Here is a 20,612-nt window from a genome sequence, read left to right as displayed (position 1 = left end):
GAATTAAATTTAATTGAAATTTTATGGCGGTTTATTAAGTATGAATGGATTGAGATATCTGCTTACAAGAATTGGGGAACTTTTGTTACATCTGTGGAAAAAATCCTGAAAGAATTTGGAGAAAACTATGTAATTAATTTTGTCTAGCTACTTAAATCTAGGTTTTCCAGAACATGACTGCAATGAAAGCAAGTCTTGCTCGATGGATACCAACGGTTGATAAAAATGATTTGTTTACCTTTCTTCGTCGCCACCCATCCCAGAATTTGCAGGAATTCCCCAAATGCTAAATCTGAAATTTTCCGTCCCCAGAGGCGTTGCATTCCCTTCAGGTTCAACGTCTCAAAGCACAGCACGTCAAACTGATCTGTTAGTTTATGTGCCAGCTTCCAGAACCAGTCAGAGCGCCGATTCACCACATCCTCATGCTGGCGAACAAGATGCTTTCTAGCGCGTTCCCGATTGGCTGAACCTTTCTGTTTATGAGAGTGCTGGCGACTCGCTTTCTGGATGGCATTAAGCGACTGTTTGAGGAATTGAGGCGATTCGATTTTGGCAGCATCAGAGACGGTGAGGAACGTTTTTAAACCAAAGTCAAATCCAGCGATTCTACTCGTCTCGAATTTGCTTTCTGACTCCGAAACGCTATCAACAACCACAACCATAAACAACTCACCTAATGTCGTGCGTTTAATGGTTAAAGTTTTGACTGTTCCCTCAATTTCTCTCGATTTCCAATATTGATACACTTTCTGCCCAATCTTGAGCCGATTGCCACCTAAAAACTTGTATCCAGCCTGTTTTAAGGTGAAAGACTTATATTTCTTTACTTTCTTGAATCCCGGCGCCCTCACTCCTTTTTGATGATGTTTGAAAAACAACTGGTAGGCTTTCTCAATGCGCTGGCAGATATCCTGCACAGCTTGAGATCCAACCAACTGCCAGAACGGATTGCGCTTCCGCAGTTTGGCAATATGAGCCTGAAGTTTGGCGCAGTTCAAATGCTTAGCCCACATCCGGTAGTACCGTTTATGGAGTGCTATACAATGGTTATAAATTAGCCCGGCAGCATTGATGGTTCGCTTGAGGTATTTATTTCGCTTATGATTGTATAGTTTGAACTTCAGAGTCTTCATACTATTATTGTATAGTCAAAATGTTCTGATGGGGGACTCAGAGGAAATAAAATACAATAAAATAAAAAGCCGTCCTAGAAGGACGGGGCTTTAGACCCATTAATTTCGGTAAAGCCCGATGCAATTCTCCCTAACCGCCCGACACATTCTTAGCAAACTCATCGCGTCCAGACACCAAATTAGCTGGAACGCCGTTAGGGTAATTTTTCGTGATTAAAGCTTGCAACTTTTGAACTCGGTTTTCAGGGTTTGGGTGAGAACTCAAAAACTCCGGCGGCGCTTCGCCCTTCCTAGCGGCACCGAGGATTTTCATCACCTCAACAATACCTCTAGGATCGTAACCCGCCTCCGTCATAAACCGAAAACCAAGCTGATCGCTCTCAAGTTCATCAGACCTACCGTACCGCAAACCGACAACTTGATTGACAGCTTGAGCAATTAATGCTGCCTGCTGACCACCCCCGCGATCGTCGCTAGTAGCCACCCCAACCGCCGTTACCAAAGACCTGCCGAACTGCTGTTTGGCCAAGTGTTCCGCACCGTGACGCGCCACAACGTGACCGCTTTCATGCCCCAGTATAGCGGCCAACTGAGCCTCGGAATTCAGCCGCCGCAGTAGCCCCGCAGTAATGAAAACTTGTCCCCCCGGTAAAGCAAAAGCATTGACAGTTTCGGGGTCTCGCAGCAGGTGGAATTCAAACGGATAACCCGCTTGTTTCGCGGCCGAACCGTTGACAACTCGTGCTCCTACTCGATCGACATACTGTTGAATACTCTGGTTGGGATAAAGCCCCCCGTGCTGGGCGGCCATTTTATCTCGCGCCTGCAATCCCAAAACTATCTCTTGGCGGGGAGAAAGCTGCACCCGCTGTCTCTCTCCAGTTACCGGATTTTGTACGTCGTTTGTAAAATAGGTGATTGCTCCAAAAAAAGCCATTAATAGCCCGATCGCGGCTCGAAATAAAAATTTATTCACAGGCTTTTACCTAAAAAGTTTCGCGATTAGAATACTATGGTGACTGCTCTCTCGACATCTGTCTGAAGTATCAAGAAAGGAAAGTTGTTAGAGTTTTTTGATGTAATTTGCCAACAAGGCTTTTTTTAACGAACCGCGAAAGCGCGTTAGCGAAGTGGCGCGTTAGCGCTAGGGCACGAAGGAAGAGAAGAAGAGAAGAAGATAATAGAAGAAGGTTATAGTTATTAAATCGGTTAAATCTATTGAATCAATTACACAATCCGTTGCCGAACTTCTTTCGCAATATGTTCCAAGCTACCCGCCGCCGCCTCGCTATTTGGTACACAGCCGTTACTGCTGTATTGTTACTTGTATTCGCCACTGGTTTCTATTTCTACGTCCGCAATACTTTGATCGATCGCATAGATGACACCCTCAATCATGTTGTCGAAGTAATAGAGCGAACTCTCGTTATCGAACAACCGCTAACTTTCCCTACTACCAAAGATAAAAATAAATTGCAAGTTAATATTCAAGCCAGTTTTCGAGATAGCACCGATGCAGTAGAAGATGACCACATTGATTTAGAATGGTTCAGTCCTACGGGCGAATTGCTGTGGTCTACATTATCGGAACCGCTGAATATTCCCATTCACGCTAACCGCACCGGCGAAACAGTTTGGATAATTAATAATAAGTTGCATTCCGATCAAAACTATTCCCTCAGACAAGTAACGCAGCGAGTAGAAACCGGCCGCCAAGTTCTGGGATATTTGCGAGTCAGCCATCCTTGGTTTGAAGTGACAAAACCCATCCGCCAATTAATTCTCGATTTGATTTTGGGCGCGAGTTTAACTCTAATTTGCGTTGCAGCTATTGGCTGGCTGCTGTCGGGATTGGCGATGGCACCGATACGGGAGTCTTACGGGCGTCTCAAACAGTTTACCGCTGATGCTTCTCACGAACTCAGAAATCCGATCGCCACTATTCAAACTAACGTCCAAGTAGCTTTGGCGGAACCGGATATCGAACCGCAGCAGCATCAACAGCTACAAGTTATCGAACGCCTCACCCGCCGTTTGGGGCGCTTGGTTGACGATTTGCTGTTTTTAGCAAGACAAGACAGCGGTATCGTGCAGCAGCAGTGGATTGAGGTTCCCCTCGATGCTTTGCTGATGGAGGTAATAGAAGAACAACAGGCGATCGCCACAACCCAAAATCTCTCTCTTTCTTTAGAAATTGTCGATCTGCCCAACGCTGAGGACAACTTTACACTGTTGGGCGACTGGGATCAACTAGCCCGACTGTTTACTAATATCGTCAGCAACGCCGTGCAGTACACGCCCTCTGGCGGCGAAATTGAAGTAGAATTGCAACTTGCAGCTAAAAACAAAAGAAATTCGCCGATGTTAAATCCAGCGCTGCAAATCAAAGTAACAGACACCGGCATCGGAATTTCCGCAGAAGCCCTGCCGCATTTGTTCGATCGATTCTACCGCGCAGATCCCGCCCGCACCCATCGCAGCGCCGCTGGTTCCGGTTTAGGATTAGCTATCGCCAAAGCAATTGTCGAAAATCACCGCGGCCAAATCCGCATAGACAGCCAAGTCGATCGAGGTACCGCCGTTACCGTCACCCTCTCCGCCCACAAATCAGAAGCATCCCACCTCTAAAACTTCCCCTCCTCCTCTGCGCCCTCTGCGCCCTCTGCGGTTAAAAAAAAATCTCCCCCTCAAGCCTGATTCTTCTTACCTATGGCCCCAAGCAAGCTATTAAAATTCAATTCCCGCATAGATTAACATGAACTTTGTTGGACAACCTCGATCGAACTTGTGAGGAGTTATTTATGTTTCGCCACAATCTACCGTTAAAAAAAATCAGCTTCCTAGCAGCCACCTGCGGAGGTTTACTCGTTAGTCTCGCAACACTTTCCCAGGCCGGCGGCCCACCGCCCCAACAAGGAAAACCCGTTTCCCAACCCGCAGAGACTCCCGCAGCCACTGAAGAACCCGTCAGCGAACCAACTCCGGCTGCGAGTCCGGACCCCAGCGAGATGCCCTCTACACCAACAGACGCGCCTGCCCGCTTCCCGATGCCCAGTGCGCGAGTTACGCCTAGCGAAGGCATGATAGTAATTAAACTGGTGAATACCACCAATGCTGTCATCAATTATCAAATCGTAGGCGTCACCCAGCCGCGCACTCTGGGGGAACAATCGGAAATTGTGCTTAAAAGCATCCCAGTGCCAATCACCCTCACTTACCAGCGCCCAGACGGCGGATTGCTGCTGGTTCGCCCCCAAGCAACCGCGATGCCGGGAATGTTGCAAGTCAGTTTCGGCGCGACAACTGAGTTGGAAGCTGATACAAAATCGCTGCAAATTCAGGAAGATGGCAAGGTAATTTTGAATTAGTTTAACTGTTGACTGTTGACTGTTGACTGTTGACTGTTGACTGTTGACTTTTGACTGTTGACTGTTGACTGTTGACTGTTGACTGTTGACTGTTGACTTTTGACTGTTGACTGTTGACTGTTGACTGTTATCATTCGTGTCAACTTAAGACTAAAATCCATAATAAATATCGTTTATAGTTGAGTTTCTAGTCCCCCTAACCCCTATTAATAAGGGGGGGGACAAGAGTATTCTTACGCCCCCTCTAACTCCCATTAATAAAGGGGAAAGAGCATTCAAAGTCCCCCTTATCAAGGGGGATTTAGGGGGATCAAAAATTCGATACAAACGAGATATACACAGGGTTTTAGTATTAGGTTGACACCGATGGGCTGTTACTAATTCCCAATTTCCAATTCCAAATTCCCAGTCAACCTTCACTCGCCGAGTAACAACGGAGGTAACTTAGTAAAAGGTAAATCCTCGTTGATTGCATCAATTTCTTCCTGTTCTCTTTCGTTGATTTGACCGATATAAGACTTGAGAATTTGGGCCAGACGGTTATTATAAAATCGATGCAAACTATAATTTGGCGTAGCTGGAAAGCCGCGCCGTTTTTTGTGCCGTCCGCCGGCACCGGGATCGAAGCTTTGGATGCCCCGATCGATCGCCCATTCGATCGGCGTATAGTAACAAGCATCGAAGTGCAAGCAGTCGATTTCCTGCAAACTTCCCCAATAACGCCCGTACAGTCGATCGCCCTTATACAAACAAAAAGACATACCCATCGGCTGTCTGTCATCTTCCTTGTCGTAGGCGGCTACAAATAAAACTCGATCGCGATAATTGTGGTGCAACTGTTCAAAAAATCGCTTAGTCAGATACTTGCTTCCCCACCAACCAAATTTGTCGCAAGTATTCTCATAAAAAGCATACATTTGAGCAAACATAGCTTGGGGAATTTCATCGCCCGTCAGCGTTTTTATCAACAAACCAGCTTGATCGACTGCTTTGCGTTCGCGTTTTATATTGCGGCGCTGGTTGGCATTAAATGCGCCTAAATAATTGTCAAAATTTTGATAGCCTTGATTTTGCCAAATATAGCTGTGGTGCAGCCAACTGCTGAAACCGTGGCGTTCCATTCTTTCGCGCCATTCGGGATCGACATAAAGGAAATTGCAGCCGGAGATATTGTGGCGATCGCAAAAATGGTCGATCGCGCTTACCATTACTCCGGTTAATTCGTCTTCATCTTCTCCCTCGGCAATCAAAAACCGATAGCCTTCAGCCGGAGTAAACGGCGTCATTCCCATCAATTTGGGATAATATTGAACACCCAAACGTTGAGCTAAATCGGCCCACTGATTGTCGAACACAAATTCGCCGTAGCTGTGGCTTTTGACATAAAGTGGCGCGCAAGCAATCAACTGTTTGTCTCGCCACACAGTCAAGTGATGCGGCAGCCAACCGGTTTTACCTGTTGCACTGCCCGATACTTCGAGATTGTTCAGCCAATCCCATTCCAGAAATGGAGTTTTTAGTGGCATCGCTAGGGCATCCCACGACGCTTGCGGGATTTCGCCTATTTTGCTAATCCAGGCTACAGAATATTGAGGTTTTGGCTGTTTCAGCATAGGGAGATTTGTGCGTAGAGCGATCGAACTTCATTTAAGTTAATATAATTTCCCCTCTTCGACACTTGTTACCAGGCTCTGCCTGGGAACCAGTTAAATGCGCGACTATCGATCGACCCGATAATGCAAAAATACCTCTTGTCCCACCTGTTTAACCGCCAAAAGCTCCAATTTCGGAGCTAGATTCGCCAAAAAACCCTCTCCCTCCACAGGTGTCGGTGCATCCGCGCCGCCCAAAATTAACGGGCACACCGTCAGCCAAAGTTCGTCTACCAAGCCTGCAGCCAGCACAGACGCGACGAGTTTTCCCCCGCCCAGAATCGCCAAGCGTTTGATACCGAAGCTTGCTAGCTGTTGAAACGCATCAATCCAATCAATCTCTCCACCTACGGTTTTCGCATAGATAATTCGATCGAACTTACTGTTTGTCATCGCGTAGGGAGACGGCAATGCCCTTTCCCTACTGTCTTGCCCTGTCAGCAGCCAGCGAGGCACCGGTTGCTGGAAAAATCGCAAATTTGGGTCAAATTGGGACGATCGCGAACACACAATTTGCACCGGTTGTGGGGGCTTCCCTTGCTGTTCCCTCTGTTTGACCAATTCCGGCGAAATCACTCTCATCGTCGTTCCATAAGCCTGTAAAGTGCCGTTGCCGAACAAAACGGCGTCGCTTGCTGCTACTTGCTGTTCGAGGTGCGCTTTGTCGTTGGCAGAACCGAATCTCGCGGGCGATCGTACTGCATCTGCAATTTTACCGTCCGCACTAATCGCGAGTATTACTGTTGCGTGAGGTTCAGTCATGACTTATCAGAATTTCGCAGAACAACATTTAACTGTACCAATTCATAACTATTTGTAAAGTTTGTTTTCAACTCGCTCGTACTGGTTTTATTTGACGGATAATGTGAGTTTATTTATTTTGCAACGGCAGCGATCGCCCTACCAAAGTATTTACTTTTCTTTACAAACCGCAGACAAAAAACGACGCGCGAGGTAAAAATTCCGTTGCAGACTTTAAATGCGCCGCGCGATCGACTAGAGTAAAAAAAATGGCTTGATCCGTTTATTCATCGCAAAGGAAAAAAAGCTCATGGTTCAACGCGGTTCTACAGTCCGGATTCTCCGCAAAGAATCCTACTGGTATCAAGAAGTGGGCACCGTTGCTACGGTAGACCAAAGCGGCATTAAATACCCAGTTATCGTTCGCTTTAACAACGTAAATTATGCAGGCGTCAACACCAACAACTTCGCCCAAAGCGAATTAGTGGAAGTGGCAGCACCCAAAGCAAAAGCGAAAACAGGGACTCCAGTAGCTTCCGGCGGCAAACAAACCACGCTCGACGAGAAGACTCGGAAAACTGGCAGCGGTACCCCCTCGCAGCAGCCGAAAACTTCTACGGGCAGCAAACCGGGCGCCGAAGTGACCGGCACGGTCGAAGGTTCACCTCAAGGTCAAGGAACAGAACAACGCTAATTGTGCCAGAACTGCCAGAAGTTGAAACTATTTGCCGGGGTTTGAATCAAGCAACCCTCGATCGAGAAATGTTGGGCGGGGACGTGTTGTTAAACAGCACGATCGCCCGCTCAATCTCTGCGACCGATTTTTTGACACAACTCAAAGGAAAGTCGATCGCCCGCTGGTACAGACGCGGCAAATATCTACTGGCAGAACTATCTCAATTCCCAGAAGGAGAAAGGGAAAGGGGGAGAGAGGGAGAGGGGGAGAGGGGGAGAGTGGGAGAATTTCTTGCCCAAACTCCAAACTCTTCCCGAACGCCTTCTTTCTCCCCCTCCCTTTTGCCTTCAAAAGCCGGCTGGCTGGGCGTTCACCTGCGGATGACCGGACAACTGCTGTGGGTGAACAGATCCGAACCCCTGCAAAAACACGCGCGAGTGCGGCTATTTTTTGAGGGAAACCAAGAATTGCGCTTTGTAGACCAGCGCACCTTCGGGCAAATGTGGTACGTGCCCGCAGAAACCGAGGTTTCGAGCACAGTCATCGGTTTGAAACTCTTAGGCCCAGAACCGTTTTCCGACGAGTTTACAACAGAATATTTGGCCCGCAAGCTGCACCGGCGAGTGCGACCCATTAAAACAGCTTTGCTAGACCAGTCACTGATAGCTGGTTTGGGAAATATTTACGCAGACGAAACTTTGTTTTTGTCGGGAGTGATGCCCACAACTCTGTGCGCGGATTTGACCGCAGAGCAAATTGGACGCATTCATACAGCTATTATTCAAGTTTTACAGAAGGCGATCGCATCCGGCGGCACCACTTTTAGCAATTTTCTCAACGTCCAAGGTGTCAACGGCAACTACGGCGGCGTCGCTTGGGTGTACAATCGCACCGGCCAACCCTGCCGCACTTGCTCCGCAACCATCGAACGTATAAAATTAGCAGGGCGATCGACTCATTTTTGCCCCATTTGTCAGACATAGGAAGCAGTCAATGGATTTTAGGCTTTAGATTTTAGATTGTAGATTTACCCCACGAATCACACCCCTTTATTCCTTAGTCCGCGTAGGCGGACTTCGTTTGTTTAGTAGCGATTTCAATCGACGAGTGACTTTCAAGCCAAATCTAGATTAAAATTTGTATAGTTTTTTAAACTAAACAAAGCAAGTTATGGCAATCAAAAAAGGCAGTATAGTTCGCGCTGTACGCGAAAAATTGGAAAACAGTCTAGAAGCCAAAGCCAGCGACCAGCGCTTTTCCTCGTATATATTTGAAACAAAGGGCGAAGTGATGGATGTTCGCGGCGACTACGCCTTCGTCAAATTTGGCAAAGTTCCCACCCCGAATATTTGGCTGCGGGTAGACCAACTCGAAGATTTTAAGTAACTCACCAAAACTAAACATCACTGTTCTTAATGTAGCGAAGGGTGCACACCGCGCACCTTTCCCCAATTAAGCTGACTGCTAAAATCTAAAATCTAAAATCTAAAATCTAATGAATTCTCCATCAAACCGCGTATCAATTATTGGTGCAGGCAAAGTCGGTAGTACGTTAGCCCAGCGAATTGCTGAGAAAAATCTGGCAGATGTAGTATTGCTAGATATTGTGGAGGGTTGGCCGCAGGGCGTTGCTTTGGATTTGATGGAAGCTAGGGGAGTGGAACGCCACGATCGCCAAATTGTTGGTACAAATGATTATACAGATACGGCAAACTCAAATATCATAGTAATTGCCGCCGGAGTGCCCCGCAAACCCGGCATTAATCGCGAAGATTTAATAAAAATCAATGCTCGAATTGTCACCGAAGCCTCAAAACAGGCGATCGAGCATTCTCCCGAAGCAATCTTAATCGTCATCACCAATCCCCTAGATATCATGACTTATTTAGCTTGGGAAGCTGCGGATTTGCCCAAACACCGAGTCATGGGTATGGGGGGAGTTCTCGACTCCGCCCGCTTTCAAACTTTTATTGCCATGGAATTGGGCGTTTCAAATGCTGAAATCAATGCAACTGTCATCGGTTCTCACGGCGATTTAATGGTTCCTTTGCCCCGCTATTCAACTGTCAACGGTATTCCCATCAATCAACTTATGGATGCTGGGGCGATTGATCGACTCGTACAGCGGACTCGCCACGGCGGCGCAGAAATTGTCGAATTGATGAAGACTGGTAGTGCTTATTTTGCACCCGCATCTTCTGCCTGTTTGATGGTAGAATCTATTTTATTTAATCAGTCGCGACTCTTGCCTTGCTGCGTTTATTTGCACGGCGAATACGGCGTGCAAGATATCTTTTTAGGAGTACCCTGCCGCTTGGGATATCAGGGAGTAGAACAAATAGTGGAACTCGAACTCAGCGATACCGAAAGAGCAGCCTTTATCGAGTCAGGCAAATTGGTTGCCGAAAATATTGAGGAAGCAAAGGCGATACTGAAAACTGCTTCTTAAGCTTGTAGCAGTTCCTTGATCATAGCAGCCGATCGCCACTTCAATATAATAATTTATATTGAGTATGACAGTGCGATCGCTCTGTCGGAAGTAGGCTTCTCGGATTTCAACCGCGCTTTGATAAATATCATTGATCATGTTTGTTAGGCTGTATTTCACAAACCGAAAAATGGCCGCAAGGAACCGATCGATAAATATAAAATTTACTCTCAAAAATTTGGTAAAAATGCAAAAGCTGGCAAAAGCAGTTGAACTTGGTCTGCGCGACCTACCATCAGAGTTTATCTAGAAATTAAAGCAAAAATCTGGCATCTTTTCTTTACTACTAAACCAACAGCAGAAGCAGTCGGTTTTGGCTATCTCTCACTCGCGATCGGATTGCCCAACAACACGGTGGCAGTTTAAAGGTGGAAAGCGAAATGCGAGTTTCTACGGAATTTATCATTACTTCGCCCAAACTTTAATCCTCGCGATCCCCATTTCTATTGATCAAGCTTGAAATACCTTTACTTTCCCCAAAAATGTGATAGCCTAAATATTTGTATTATCTAAAATTTTTACACTTGTCAAAAGTCGCAAAAATCTGCCAAAAAGTCTCCGCGCCTGCGAAGCTATCCCGAACGCGCGTGCGAACCCTTTGCGGTAGGCAATAATCGCCCTTGAGTTGAGCCAATTTAACCATAGCCTGCAACTACCTCAACTGTTTGACCGAAAACTAACCTCTGACTCGGTGAATTGTAATCAGTTTAAAAAATCTAATCCCTCGCATAAAACAATGAGAATGCAAGGAAAAATATCTAAAATATTGGCTTGCCCCAAAGGCTGTATAAAATCTAATTTAGGACAGAGAAACCGAGAATTAATGAAAACTCTAGAAAAGGCGATCGCATCTATTAAAATAAGTTTTAATAGATGCGATCGCAACAGGATATTCGCTCGCCAAACCAAGGAAACCATAGATCGAGTTTGCGGTAAATAATAAAAAGGTGACAATTGCAACCAAAGGCGAGCCAAAACAATGTCAAAATTAGCCAGAGACGCTCCTCCCGATCCCGCAAGGGAACCGGGTTTCTTGTTTCCACTTTCGGAGCTTCCCTGACTTAATTACGTTAACAAACAGGGTTTATGTGTAAGTTTTGTTATCATAATTCTCAATAATTGGCACTTTATGAAGTAGCAAGTTATGCCTCTTTCCAGTAAATATACGGACTCTAAGATGGTGGATTGACCTCCCAATCTAGAAAAAATACGGAAATGCAGCCTGAGTAGCTGCTAAGTGCTAGCAGAAGGAGGAGAATATGTTCTTTGCCTTTTTGAGTTACCAGGCTCAACTTGCAGAGCGCTATTGAGATGCCATCAACCTGGATAACAAACCGCAAAATAACTAAAGAAAAAGCATTATGTTTCATGAATACCTGTATTACGAAGTCAGCAATCTGCGCGAGAAACTAGCTCACCTAGAAAGAGAAACGCAGTCTCAAACTTGGTTCAAAAAGCTGCAAGCGCTCATGGGAGTTATTAGCAAAATTCGTGAATCCCTAGACTTAGAAACAATATTCAAAATCACAGCCACCGAAGTTCGGCAACTCCTCAAGGCCGATCGAGTCGCCGTCTATCGCTTCTTTCCCGAATCCGAATGTAATGAGGGCGAAGTAGTCTCAGAAGACGTACTGCCCCTATACAGCCCTTCCTTGGGCGCAAAAGTCCACGACCACTGCTTCGGCGAACAATTTGCCGCCAACTACGCCAAAGGATACGTTCAAGCAGTCACCGACATCTACAAAGCCCGGTTGAGCCCCTGTCACCTCAAAATTCTCAAGCGATTTCAAATCAGAGCAAACTTAGTTGTACCCCTACTGCAAGGGCAACATTTGTGGGGATTGCTGTGCATTCACTCCTGCGGTCAACCCCGCCAGTGGCAAGAAGACGAAATCGAATTTGCCAGACAAGTAGGCGACCATTTAGCAGTTGCCATCTACCAAGCCGAACTGCACTTGCAAACCCAGAGGCAAATAGCACAAATCGAATCCACGCAGCAGAAACTCCGCGACAGCGAGCAAAAATATCACCAAATTCTCGATTCGATCGCCGATATGGTATTAGTCAAAGGCCCCAAAGCCCAAATCGTCTGGGCAAATCAAGCCTTCCGGGACTATTACGGCATGAGTCAAGAGGAACTGCAAGGCATCATAGACGCACCTTTCGCCGAACCTGACCACACTCTCCAGTACATTAAAGATGACGCCTTCGTATTTGAAACCGGACAAACCCTGCAAATTGCCGAAGAACCTGTGACTCGCTACGACGGAGAAGTGCGGCTGTGGAGCACCGTCAAAACACCCATCCGCAATGAAGACGGCCAAATCACAATGACAGTCGGCGTCTCCCGCGACATGACGGAACGCAAAAAAACAGAAGAAGCGGTCAAAGCCAGCGAAACCAAATACCGCAGCCTGGTAGAAACCTCCCAAGACATGATTTGGTCGGTCGATGCGATCGGGCGCTACACCTTCGTCAACCCAGCAGTTAAGTACATCTACGGTTACGAACCAGAAGAAATGATCGGTCGGCCGTTCTCCGACTTTGCGACACCAGAACAAAGCCAGAAAGATTTAGAAGTGTTCGCCCGCCTGTTTGCCGGAGAATCAATTTTCCAGTACGAAACCACCCAAATCGCCAAAGACGGCAGCATGAAACATTTAATGTTTAACGCGATCGCCCTCTACGACGAAACCGGAAACTGCCTCGGCACCACCGGTACAGCCACCGACATTACCGATCGCAAGCGAGCAGAAGCAGCCTTACAACACGCCAACGCAGAACTAGAGCGCAGAGTAGAAGCACGCACGGCAGAACTGCGCCAGACTTTTGCCGCCCTCAGTGCCAGCGAAACCAAGTTTCGGACGATCGCAGCCACCATGCCCGGAGCTTTGTTCCAGTTTTGCAACCGTGACGGAGTTTGGCGCATTGACTACATGAGCGATCGCATCGAATATATCAGCGGCGTCACAGCAGCAGAAATGATGCGAGACATGAATACATTCATTTCCCGCGTCCACCCCGAAGACTTGGAAAGCTACATCGCCTCCGTCAACGAAGCCGTAGAAAACCTTTCCCTCTGGCACTACGAAGGACGGTTAGTCAAGCCCGACGGTGAGATTCGCTGGTGGCAGGGCGACTCCATGCCCACCCGCAGCGAGAACGGCGAAATCGTATTTTGCGGCGTATTGTTCGACATTACCGATCGCAAAGTTGCCGAAACCGCCATCCGCGAGAGCCAGCGGCAGCTAAAAGAAGCCCAGAGAGTCGCCCACGTCGGCAATTGGGAATTCTACCCAGCTACGAATACCGTCACTTGGTCGGAAGAACTCTTCCGCATCTACGGACTCGAACCCGCTGCGGCAGCGCCCAGCGTAGAGCAGCAAATCTCTTTGTACCATCCAGAAGATGTGGAATTGTGGCAAAGGCAAATACAGCAGAGCCTTGAATTCGGCATTCCCTACGATTTTGACTACCGCTTTTACCGTCCCGACGGCACCTTGCGATACCTGAACGCCGTGGGCAAAGCCGAAACCGATGCGAACGGCAAGGTGGTAAAACTGTTCGGTACGGCGCTCGACATTACCGATCGCAAAGCCGCCGAAGCAGCACTACGGCAAGCAGCAGTCGAGTTAGAAGACAGAGTGAGCGATCGCACGGCCGAACTTTCCGAAGCAGTCACGCAATTAGAACAAGAAATTGGCGATCGTAAACAGGCAGAAGCAGCGCTGCTAGTTTCCGAGCAAAACTTGCGAACCATATTTAACAATGTCTACGATGCTATCTTTATTCACGATTTAGAAGGAAACATTCTTGATGTCAATAATCGAATGTTAGAAATGTACGGAGTTACCCGTGAGCAAGCAACAAAATTATCAATTAAAAACGACTATTCAACAGACGACAATCCCATTGAACAAATGGAAGAACTTTGGGAAAGAGTATTAGCAGGCGAAACAGGTCGCGTGGAATGGAAAGCGAGGCGTCCCAACGACGGTTCAACTTTTGATGCAGAAGTTGCCCTGTCCAGAATTCATCTCAACGGCAATCTCAGCATCATTGCAAACGTCCGAGATATTAGCGATCGCAAACAGGCAGAAGCAGAACTCCACCACGCCCAACAGTTTATGGAGTCCGTACTCAAAACCATACCCGTAGGAGTGGTTGCCAAGAATGCCCAAGAACTGCGGTTTGTTCTGTGGAACCCAGTAGCTGAACAGTTACTCGGTTTCAGTGCAGCAGAAGTTATGGGCAAAAATGATTACGACTTTTTCCCAACAGAACAAGCTGATTTTTTTACCGCCAAAGACCGGGAAGTGCTCAACAGCGGGCAAATTGTAGAAATCGCCGAAGAAGAGATTGAAACAAGCCAAGGAGAAACGCGGATATTTCATACCAAGAAAACAGCAATACTCGATGCTGATGGCAAACCGCAATATCTATTAGCTGTCACCGAAGACATTACCGATCGCAAGCGGGGAGAAATTGCCTTGAGGCGATCGGAAGCCCAACTCAAGCAGCAGGCCGAGCGAGAAAAATTGCTCAACAACCTCACTACTCAAATCCGCAATTCCCTCGATTTCGACAGCATCGTTACAGTCGCAGTTAAGGAAATTCGCGCTTTCCTGCAGATCGATCGTTGCAATTTTGCCTGGTATCGCGACGACGGAGAGGAGCCTTTCTGGGAAATTATTAAAGAATCTCGCCTTCGGGAACTTCCCGATTTAACAGGTAGCTATCAAGCTTCCGACTTCGGTCCTGTGGGAGAAAAAGTATTGCAGATGGAAATGCTGCGGGTGGATGATGTCGAAACAGTCGCAGATCCTGTTTGGAAACAAATCGTTCGATCGATGGGCTACCAATCTGTATTAATCATTCCCCTGCAGGCACTTTCTGGGGTAATAAGTGCAGTTAGCTGCTGCTCCTGCTGTTCTGTACGACCCTGGAGCGACAGCGAAGTAGAATTGTTGCAAGCGATTACAGTTCAATTGGCGATCGCTCTCAACCAAGCCGATCTTTACGCCCAGACTCGCAATAAAGCTCTCGAATTAGAACAAACCTTGCAGAAATTAACCAGCACTCAATCGCAGTTAATTCAAAATGAAAAAATGTCAAGTCTCGGTCAACTTGTGGCAGGAGTCGCCCACGAAATAAACAACCCAGTTAACTTTATTTACGGCAATCTCACCCACGCCAACGACTATACTCAAGACTTGCTACACCTGATCGAACTTTACCAAAATCACTATCCCGATCCAGTCCCGGAAATTCAAGAAGAAGTAGACAATATTGAACTAGACTTTCTGATGGAAGACTTGCCCAAGTTGCTTTCTTCAATGAAAGTCGGTGCAGACAGAATTCAACAAATTGTTGCTTCTCTCCGCACATTTTCCCGCATGGACGAAGCGGAAATGAAAGCAGTCAACATCCACGAGGGCATAGATAGCACCCTGATGATTTTGCAGCACCGGCTCAAAGCTAAACACAATCATCCAGAAATTGAGGTGATTAAAGAATACGCTGAACTGCCCTTAGTAGAATGTTATGCCGGACAGTTAAATCAAGTATTTATGAACATCTTGAGCAATGCTTTGGATGCTTTGGAAGAACGGGATCTGCGCCGTTCTGCTGAGGAAATGCGGGAACAGCCCAGCCACATCCGCATCCGCACTGAAATATCGCCAGCGGGCAAGGTAATCATTCGGATTGCTGACAACGGGCCGGGAATACCGGAGACTGTCGGCACTCGGCTTTTTGACCCGTTTTTTACCACTAAACCTGTGGGTAAAGGCACTGGGATGGGCTTGTCAATTAGCTATCAAATTGTTACAGACAGACACAAAGGTTCGCTGAAATGTACTTCTTCGCCGGGACAGGGTACTGAATTGGCGATCGAGATTCCCCTCTAAGCTAATTGTTAATGGGGAATTGGTAAGTTGTAATATCAAATCCGTTAGCATCGGAATGGTAAATTCGAGTTGACGGTTGACTGTTGACTGTTCACTGTTCACGGCGTCAACAGTCAACCGTCAACAGTCAACATCATGTATGAGTGTAACCGGAAATGATATAATTGGCAATTGGCAATTGCGAAAGCGTTACGGTGCGTCAGTTTTGTAATTGTCAACCATATCAAATCCGGTAGCATCGTCCTGATAAAATCCAGTCAATAGTCAACAATTACCGACAATGCAACCGGAATGGATCTAATTCATCTGCGTTAATCTGTGTTTATCTGCCATCATCTGCGGTTTTAAAAAGAGAATTTCTCGGGCCGGTGCATCAGTTTTGAGATTGTGAGTTTGTAGCAAAAATGTCTTCACGGGGTGACGCACAATTTACCAATCTGTCCCTCACTCAGTCCATAATTGCTCTATTACCGAGATTGATCAGCATTTCTGTCACGGTAGAACTGTCCAAAGGTTTAGAAAACCAATATCCCTGAGCTAATTCGCAGTCTAGTTCTCGAAGCTGTGATAATTGTTCGGGTGTCTCTACACCTTCGGCGATCGCATTCAATCCCAAATTGTGAGCCAAAGTTACGATCGCCCGCACAATCTGCAAAGGCTGGCCCCCGTCGTCACCGTTTTCGACGGCCCCTAAGCGGCTCACAAAAGATCGATCGATCTTCAGTGTATCCAGCGGAAAACGGTGCAAGTAACTCAAAGACGAATAGCCAGTACCGAAATCGTCGATCGACAATCGAATATTTCTATTTTTTAATTGGGCTAGCACAATATTGGCTTTCTTGACATTTTCCACGATCGCGCTTTCAGTAATCTCCAATTTTAAACAGCTCGGAGCGCAGCCCGTTTCTGCTAAAATTTCATCGATTTCCTCAATTAAATTCGGAAAACCTAACTGTTTAGGAGAGAGATTGACGCTCATTGTTAATTGCGAAGGATCAATAATTGGTAATTTAAAATTAGGAATTGGTACCTGGGCAGTTGTACTGAACGTAGCCGAAGTATTGGTAATTGGGAATTGGGAATTGGTAATAGATGAGTGGAAATCGGTAATCGGGAATTGGTAACTGGGAATTGGTAATTTTTTACCTATTCTTTCTTTCCTGTGACCAATACTGGGGCTACGCTCAGTAAAAGTTCCGTGTTCCTCATGCCCTGTATCTGTTACATCAGTTAAATTCCCTACATTGCCCGTTGTCCTCTTCCCTGTTGTTACCCTGAGCGAAGTCGAAGCGCCTTCTTCCTTCTTGTTACCCTGAGCAACTTGTCCTGAGTGCAGCCCAAGGGAGTCGAAGGGCCTTGTTCCGACTTCCATTGGACTTCTTCCCTGTTCCTCGGTTAACATTTCTTGCCAAATCCGCAATTGCTGACAAGCTTCCCGCAACACCCAGGCTCCCAGAGGCACGATCAAACCTGTTTCTTCAGCTACAGGGATAAAAGTAGACGGCGGGACTAGACCCCGAACTGGGTGATGCCAGCGCACCAAGGCCTCAAAACCTTCGAGCGCACCGCTGGCGATCGAAACAATCGGTTGGTAGTGCACAATAAAGTGCGAACATTGATCCTTGCTCTCTCCTAATTCCTCCTTGCCCAAAATAGCCAACCGCAGGTCAGTTTCTAACTGCAACAGCGACATAGTTTGGTCGTGCATCGCCAAATTAAACACTTCGTGGCGGGCCTTACCCAAAGCTTTAGCGCGGTACATAGCGATGTCAGCATCGCGTAGGAATTCTTCCGGGTGAGTGTACGGATTCGATTCCCCACTGTCGGTGGCTTCGCCTCGACTGAAAACAATGCCAATGCTAGCGGTGGTAAATACTTCGTGCCCTTCGATATGAAACGGCTTCGTCAGTTCTTTTTGTATCTTTTTAGCTGCGAGGGTGGCGTCGCTGAGGCTCTGAATGTGGTCTAGCAGGATGGTGAATTCGTCTCCCCCCAGCCGGGCGACGGTATCAGAAACCCGGACGCAGGTTTGCAGTCGCTGGGCTAGGGCGATTAGCAGTTTGTCTCCTAAAACGTGTCCTAAAGAATCATTAACTACTTTGAAGCGGTCTAAATCGAGGAAAAGTAAACCAAATTTGTAATCCGGGGACTGATTGGCTCGGCGGATGGCTTGTCCTAGCCTGTCTAGGAACAAAACGCGGTTGGGCAAACCTGTCAGCGCATCGTGAAAAGCGCCGTGCAGCAGTTCCCGTTCTACTCGCTTGCGCTCGGTGACATCTCGGATAATAATCTGGGCGGCGGTTGAGCCTTGATAAGTAGCGGGGATGCCGACAACTTCAACGTCTATTATTTGTCCATCGAACCGAATCAGTTTTTGTTCGGCAAGGTCGATCGGCTGATTTTCTGTCTCGACTAGCCGGATGCGCTCTTTGGCAGTTTCCACATAGTTTGGATGGACGAAATGCAATACGGGAAAGCCGATGAGCGCTTCGGGAGAGATCGCACCGAGGAGTTTCGCGCCGGCAGCATTGATGTAGGCGATTCTCCCTTGACTGTGAACGGCGATCGCTTCGGGAGATAGTTCTACTAAACGGCGATAGCGTTCTTCACTTTCTTTGAGTGATACTATTAACTCGCATCGCTCTTTTTCAGCTTGCTGGCGTTCGACTTCCATTTGGTGAACCGCCAGAATTTTGCCAATACTTTGAGCCATCAATTCTATAATTTCTATCTCCTCATACTTGAACTTCCTTTTTTTTATTTCTGGCGAACTAAAACTTAAAGTTCCGTAGGTTTTATTGTTAACAAATATCGGCGTTCCGATGTAAGATTCTGATTTGCAGCTTTGATAAGCTGGATGTTCGCGCATCTCTATGTCTGCTCCTATATGAGAATACGCAACTGTTTTGTTGAGCTTAATGACTGCGGCGCAGTAAGTATCGCTGAGGTTCAATTCTAAGCCTCGCACGAAGTATCCTAAATCTGTTTTCGCTGCTTGGACAATAAAAGTTTCGCTCTCAACTTCAGCCATGATCCCTATAGAAAGTCCAAACATCAAACAGCCTGCTGTTAGATAATCGTCAACCAGTTCTTCAAAGTTTTGATAATGATAAGTTGTAATCCGGTGCAAGTGTTTGAGATTAGCGCTAAAAGCTGCTAAAGCTTGAGACTTTAAAAATAATTCTTCTTCCGAGCGCTGGCGGTCGGTAATGTCTGTTTGTACTCCAATAAAGTGGGTTAAGTGTCGCCGCGAGTTGTAAATCGGAGCGATCGACAGTTCGTGCCAAAAAGGCGTGCCGTCTTTCCGAAAGTTGCGTAATATAACTTGAGCTTCTCTCCCTTCTTCAATCGCAATTCGCAATTGTTTGGCAGCGGGGCTGTCAGTGTCTGTACCCTGCAAAAAACGGCAATTTTTGCCCATTAACTCGTCTCTGCGATAACCCGTAATCCGCTCAAAACTGGGATTGACATAAATAATCGGATTATCTGCAACGGTTGCGTCGGTGATTGCAATGCCGTTGCTGCAACTTTCGATCGCCCGTTCCATCATTTGTAAGCGCTCTTGCGATCGAATCCGCTCGATCGCCGCAGCTAACACGTTGGCGATCGCTTCTACAAAATAAACATCATCTTGACTGAAAACCCGCCTTTGGCTGGTATGAACCCCCAAAATGCCCCAGGCCTGCGAGGAGGAACTGTTCGTTGGTTCTGCTTGTCCCCAGTTGCTCCCCAGTCCTCGATTGCCGGGAATGATCACAGTAACGCCGCTGACAGCGCGGTGGTTGTGCAGCAGCGGCAACTCGCTAAAGCGTGTTTCCACCCGCAAATCTTCCACGATTGTCGGTTCACCCACTCGCAATGTGTAACCTGCTTGCGATCGGGCAGAAGCGGCAACAGTAGCGCTGCCGACGAGGCCTGGCTGCCAGCCAACCCCCGCTCGCAGGAGAAAAGCATGACCAGAGGGCAACAGTTCTAACAACTGACAATAATCAACGTCCAGGGTTTGAGCAATTAAAACCGCAGCTTTGTCCATCAGTGCGGACAAATCTGTTTCGGCCAGGGCCTGCTGCCCCAAGTAAGCGACGGCAGCTTGCTGGCGGGCCCGCGAGTGGATTGACGTGAGCAATTCCTGCTCCTTGGCGGCCGCTCGCTTCCGATCCGTAATGTCGCTGAACACCGACAGAACAGCTTTCCCCGACACCAATGTCAGATACCGCATCGATACACTTGCCCAAAATAGCGTGCCGTCAGCTTTTTTAAGCCGGATTTCTGTCTCGCGGACGTGTCCGTTGTGGGCGAGTCGCAACAGCAATTCTTGGCGCTCTGCAGGTTTGTGGTACAGCATTTCGGCTTTTTGGCGGTCGATCGACTTGAATCCTGTGAACCCGAAAGCCTGACGGCATAAATCATTGCTATAAAGAATTGTGCCGTCCGCCAGACTGCTCACGATCAGGGGCATCGGCATCGAGTTGGCGATCGTCAGCAGTAATTCTTTGGTTCCTTGCAGCTCTTTGTACAAATCTGGCTTGGAGGCCCAGCCGTGAGAGTCTTCAGAGTTTTCAGGGATAAAACTTTCCATTTTTCAATCTATCCATTAGCAGGACAACTTTTTTAAACTTGTGGTAAATGACGATTTCAGACG

Annotated in this window: 12 protein-coding genes and 1 pseudogene; 8 read left to right on the top strand and 5 right to left on the bottom strand. The window is 47.2% G+C overall.

What is annotated here, in order from left to right:
* A pseudogene (locus QUB37_RS21200) lies at window positions 1–147 on the top strand (IS630-like element ISAcma34 family transposase); the annotation flags it as partial.
* On the opposite strand, the gene QUB37_RS21195 reads toward QUB37_RS21200, so the two are convergent.
* Entirely contained in the window at window positions 144–1,136 is a 993-nt protein-coding gene (locus QUB37_RS21195) for a transposase (protein WP_333165768.1), read from the bottom strand. The pseudogene QUB37_RS21200 and the gene QUB37_RS21195 sit on opposite strands and share 4 nt — an antisense overlap.
* 130 nt (window positions 1,137–1,266) lie before the next feature.
* Window positions 1,267–2,112, bottom strand: coding sequence for a M48 family metallopeptidase (locus QUB37_RS21190; RefSeq protein WP_333165764.1), 846 nt, complete (start codon window positions 2,110–2,112; stop codon window positions 1,267–1,269).
* Window positions 2,113–2,396: 284 nt separating this feature from the next.
* On the opposite strand from QUB37_RS21190, the gene QUB37_RS21185 reads away from it, so the two are divergent.
* Both QUB37_RS21185 and QUB37_RS21180 read left to right on the top strand, forming a co-directional pair.
* On the top strand, window positions 2,397–3,764 hold the full coding sequence (locus tag QUB37_RS21185) for an ATP-binding protein (RefSeq protein ID WP_333165770.1): 1,368 nt from the start codon (window positions 2,397–2,399) through the stop codon (window positions 3,762–3,764).
* Between the two features lie 173 nt (window positions 3,765–3,937).
* The gene (locus QUB37_RS21180; RefSeq protein WP_333165762.1) at window positions 3,938–4,504 is read left to right on the top strand and encodes a hypothetical protein; all 567 of its coding nucleotides are present in this window, start codon (window positions 3,938–3,940) and stop codon (window positions 4,502–4,504) included.
* A 416-nt stretch (window positions 4,505–4,920) separates the two neighbouring features.
* On the opposite strand, the gene QUB37_RS21175 is transcribed toward QUB37_RS21180, so the two are convergent.
* Complete coding sequence (locus QUB37_RS21175) at window positions 4,921–6,117, bottom strand: GNAT family N-acetyltransferase (protein WP_333165760.1); 1,197 nt, start codon at window positions 6,115–6,117, stop codon at window positions 4,921–4,923.
* A 105-nt stretch (window positions 6,118–6,222) separates the two neighbouring features.
* The gene (locus tag QUB37_RS21170; protein WP_333165757.1) at window positions 6,223–6,918 is read right to left on the bottom strand and encodes a dihydrofolate reductase family protein; all 696 of its coding nucleotides are present in this window, start codon (window positions 6,916–6,918) and stop codon (window positions 6,223–6,225) included.
* A 289-nt stretch (window positions 6,919–7,207) separates the two neighbouring features.
* Here QUB37_RS21170 and QUB37_RS21165 point away from each other — a divergent pair, with 289 nt between their 5' ends.
* From QUB37_RS21165 to QUB37_RS21145, 5 genes are all read left to right on the top strand, one after another.
* Window positions 7,208–7,591 carry a photosystem I reaction center subunit IV gene (locus QUB37_RS21165; RefSeq protein ID WP_333165755.1) on the top strand — a complete coding sequence of 128 codons (384 nt, stop codon included), beginning with the start codon at window positions 7,208–7,210 and terminating at the stop codon, window positions 7,589–7,591.
* Window positions 7,592–7,593: 2 nt separating this feature from the next.
* Window positions 7,594–8,556, top strand: coding sequence for a DNA-formamidopyrimidine glycosylase (locus QUB37_RS21160; protein WP_333165753.1), 963 nt, complete (start codon window positions 7,594–7,596; stop codon window positions 8,554–8,556).
* Between the two features lie 187 nt (window positions 8,557–8,743).
* On the top strand, window positions 8,744–8,959 hold the full coding sequence (locus tag QUB37_RS21155; RefSeq protein ID WP_015178120.1) for an NAD(P)H-quinone oxidoreductase subunit O: 216 nt from the start codon (window positions 8,744–8,746) through the stop codon (window positions 8,957–8,959).
* A gap of 109 nt (window positions 8,960–9,068) precedes the next feature.
* A complete protein-coding gene (gene mdh / locus QUB37_RS21150) occupies window positions 9,069–10,022 on the top strand; it encodes a malate dehydrogenase (protein ID WP_333165751.1) in 954 nt (317 codons plus the stop codon).
* 1,400 nt (window positions 10,023–11,422) lie between these two features.
* Window positions 11,423–15,970, top strand: a complete 4,548-nt coding sequence (locus QUB37_RS21145; protein ID WP_333165749.1) for a PAS domain S-box protein — start codon at window positions 11,423–11,425, stop codon at window positions 15,968–15,970.
* A gap of 448 nt (window positions 15,971–16,418) precedes the next feature.
* On the opposite strand, the gene QUB37_RS21140 is transcribed toward QUB37_RS21145, so the two are convergent.
* Window positions 16,419–20,549, bottom strand: a complete 4,131-nt coding sequence (locus QUB37_RS21140) for an EAL domain-containing protein (protein ID WP_333165747.1) — start codon at window positions 20,547–20,549, stop codon at window positions 16,419–16,421.
* Window positions 20,550–20,612 lie beyond the last annotated feature (63 nt).

It is taken from the genome of Microcoleus sp. AT3-A2, from assembly GCF_036705685.1.
Lineage (GTDB): Bacteria > Cyanobacteriota > Cyanobacteriia > Cyanobacteriales > Microcoleaceae > Microcoleus.
Note: the sequence above shows the minus strand (reverse complement) of the source record. Positions and strands in the feature narration are given on the sequence as shown.

Coding starts and splice junctions, on each gene's coding strand:
- QUB37_RS21195 (WP_333165768.1), bottom strand. CDS start 1,136: ATGAAGACTCTGAAGTTCAAACTATACAATCATAAGCGAAATAAATAC.
- QUB37_RS21185 (WP_333165770.1), top strand. CDS start 2,397: ATGTTCCAAGCTACCCGCCGCCGCCTCGCTATTTGGTACACAGCCGTT.
- QUB37_RS21180 (WP_333165762.1), top strand. CDS start 3,938: ATGTTTCGCCACAATCTACCGTTAAAAAAAATCAGCTTCCTAGCAGCC.
- QUB37_RS21175 (WP_333165760.1), bottom strand. CDS start 6,117: ATGCTGAAACAGCCAAAACCTCAATATTCTGTAGCCTGGATTAGCAAA.
- QUB37_RS21170 (WP_333165757.1), bottom strand. CDS start 6,918: ATGACTGAACCTCACGCAACAGTAATACTCGCGATTAGTGCGGACGGT.
- QUB37_RS21165 (WP_333165755.1), top strand. CDS start 7,208: ATGGTTCAACGCGGTTCTACAGTCCGGATTCTCCGCAAAGAATCCTAC.
- QUB37_RS21155 (WP_015178120.1), top strand. CDS start 8,744: ATGGCAATCAAAAAAGGCAGTATAGTTCGCGCTGTACGCGAAAAATTG.
- mdh (WP_333165751.1), top strand. CDS start 9,069: ATGAATTCTCCATCAAACCGCGTATCAATTATTGGTGCAGGCAAAGTC.
- QUB37_RS21145 (WP_333165749.1), top strand. CDS start 11,423: ATGTTTCATGAATACCTGTATTACGAAGTCAGCAATCTGCGCGAGAAA.
- QUB37_RS21140 (WP_333165747.1), bottom strand. CDS start 20,549: ATGGAAAGTTTTATCCCTGAAAACTCTGAAGACTCTCACGGCTGGGCC.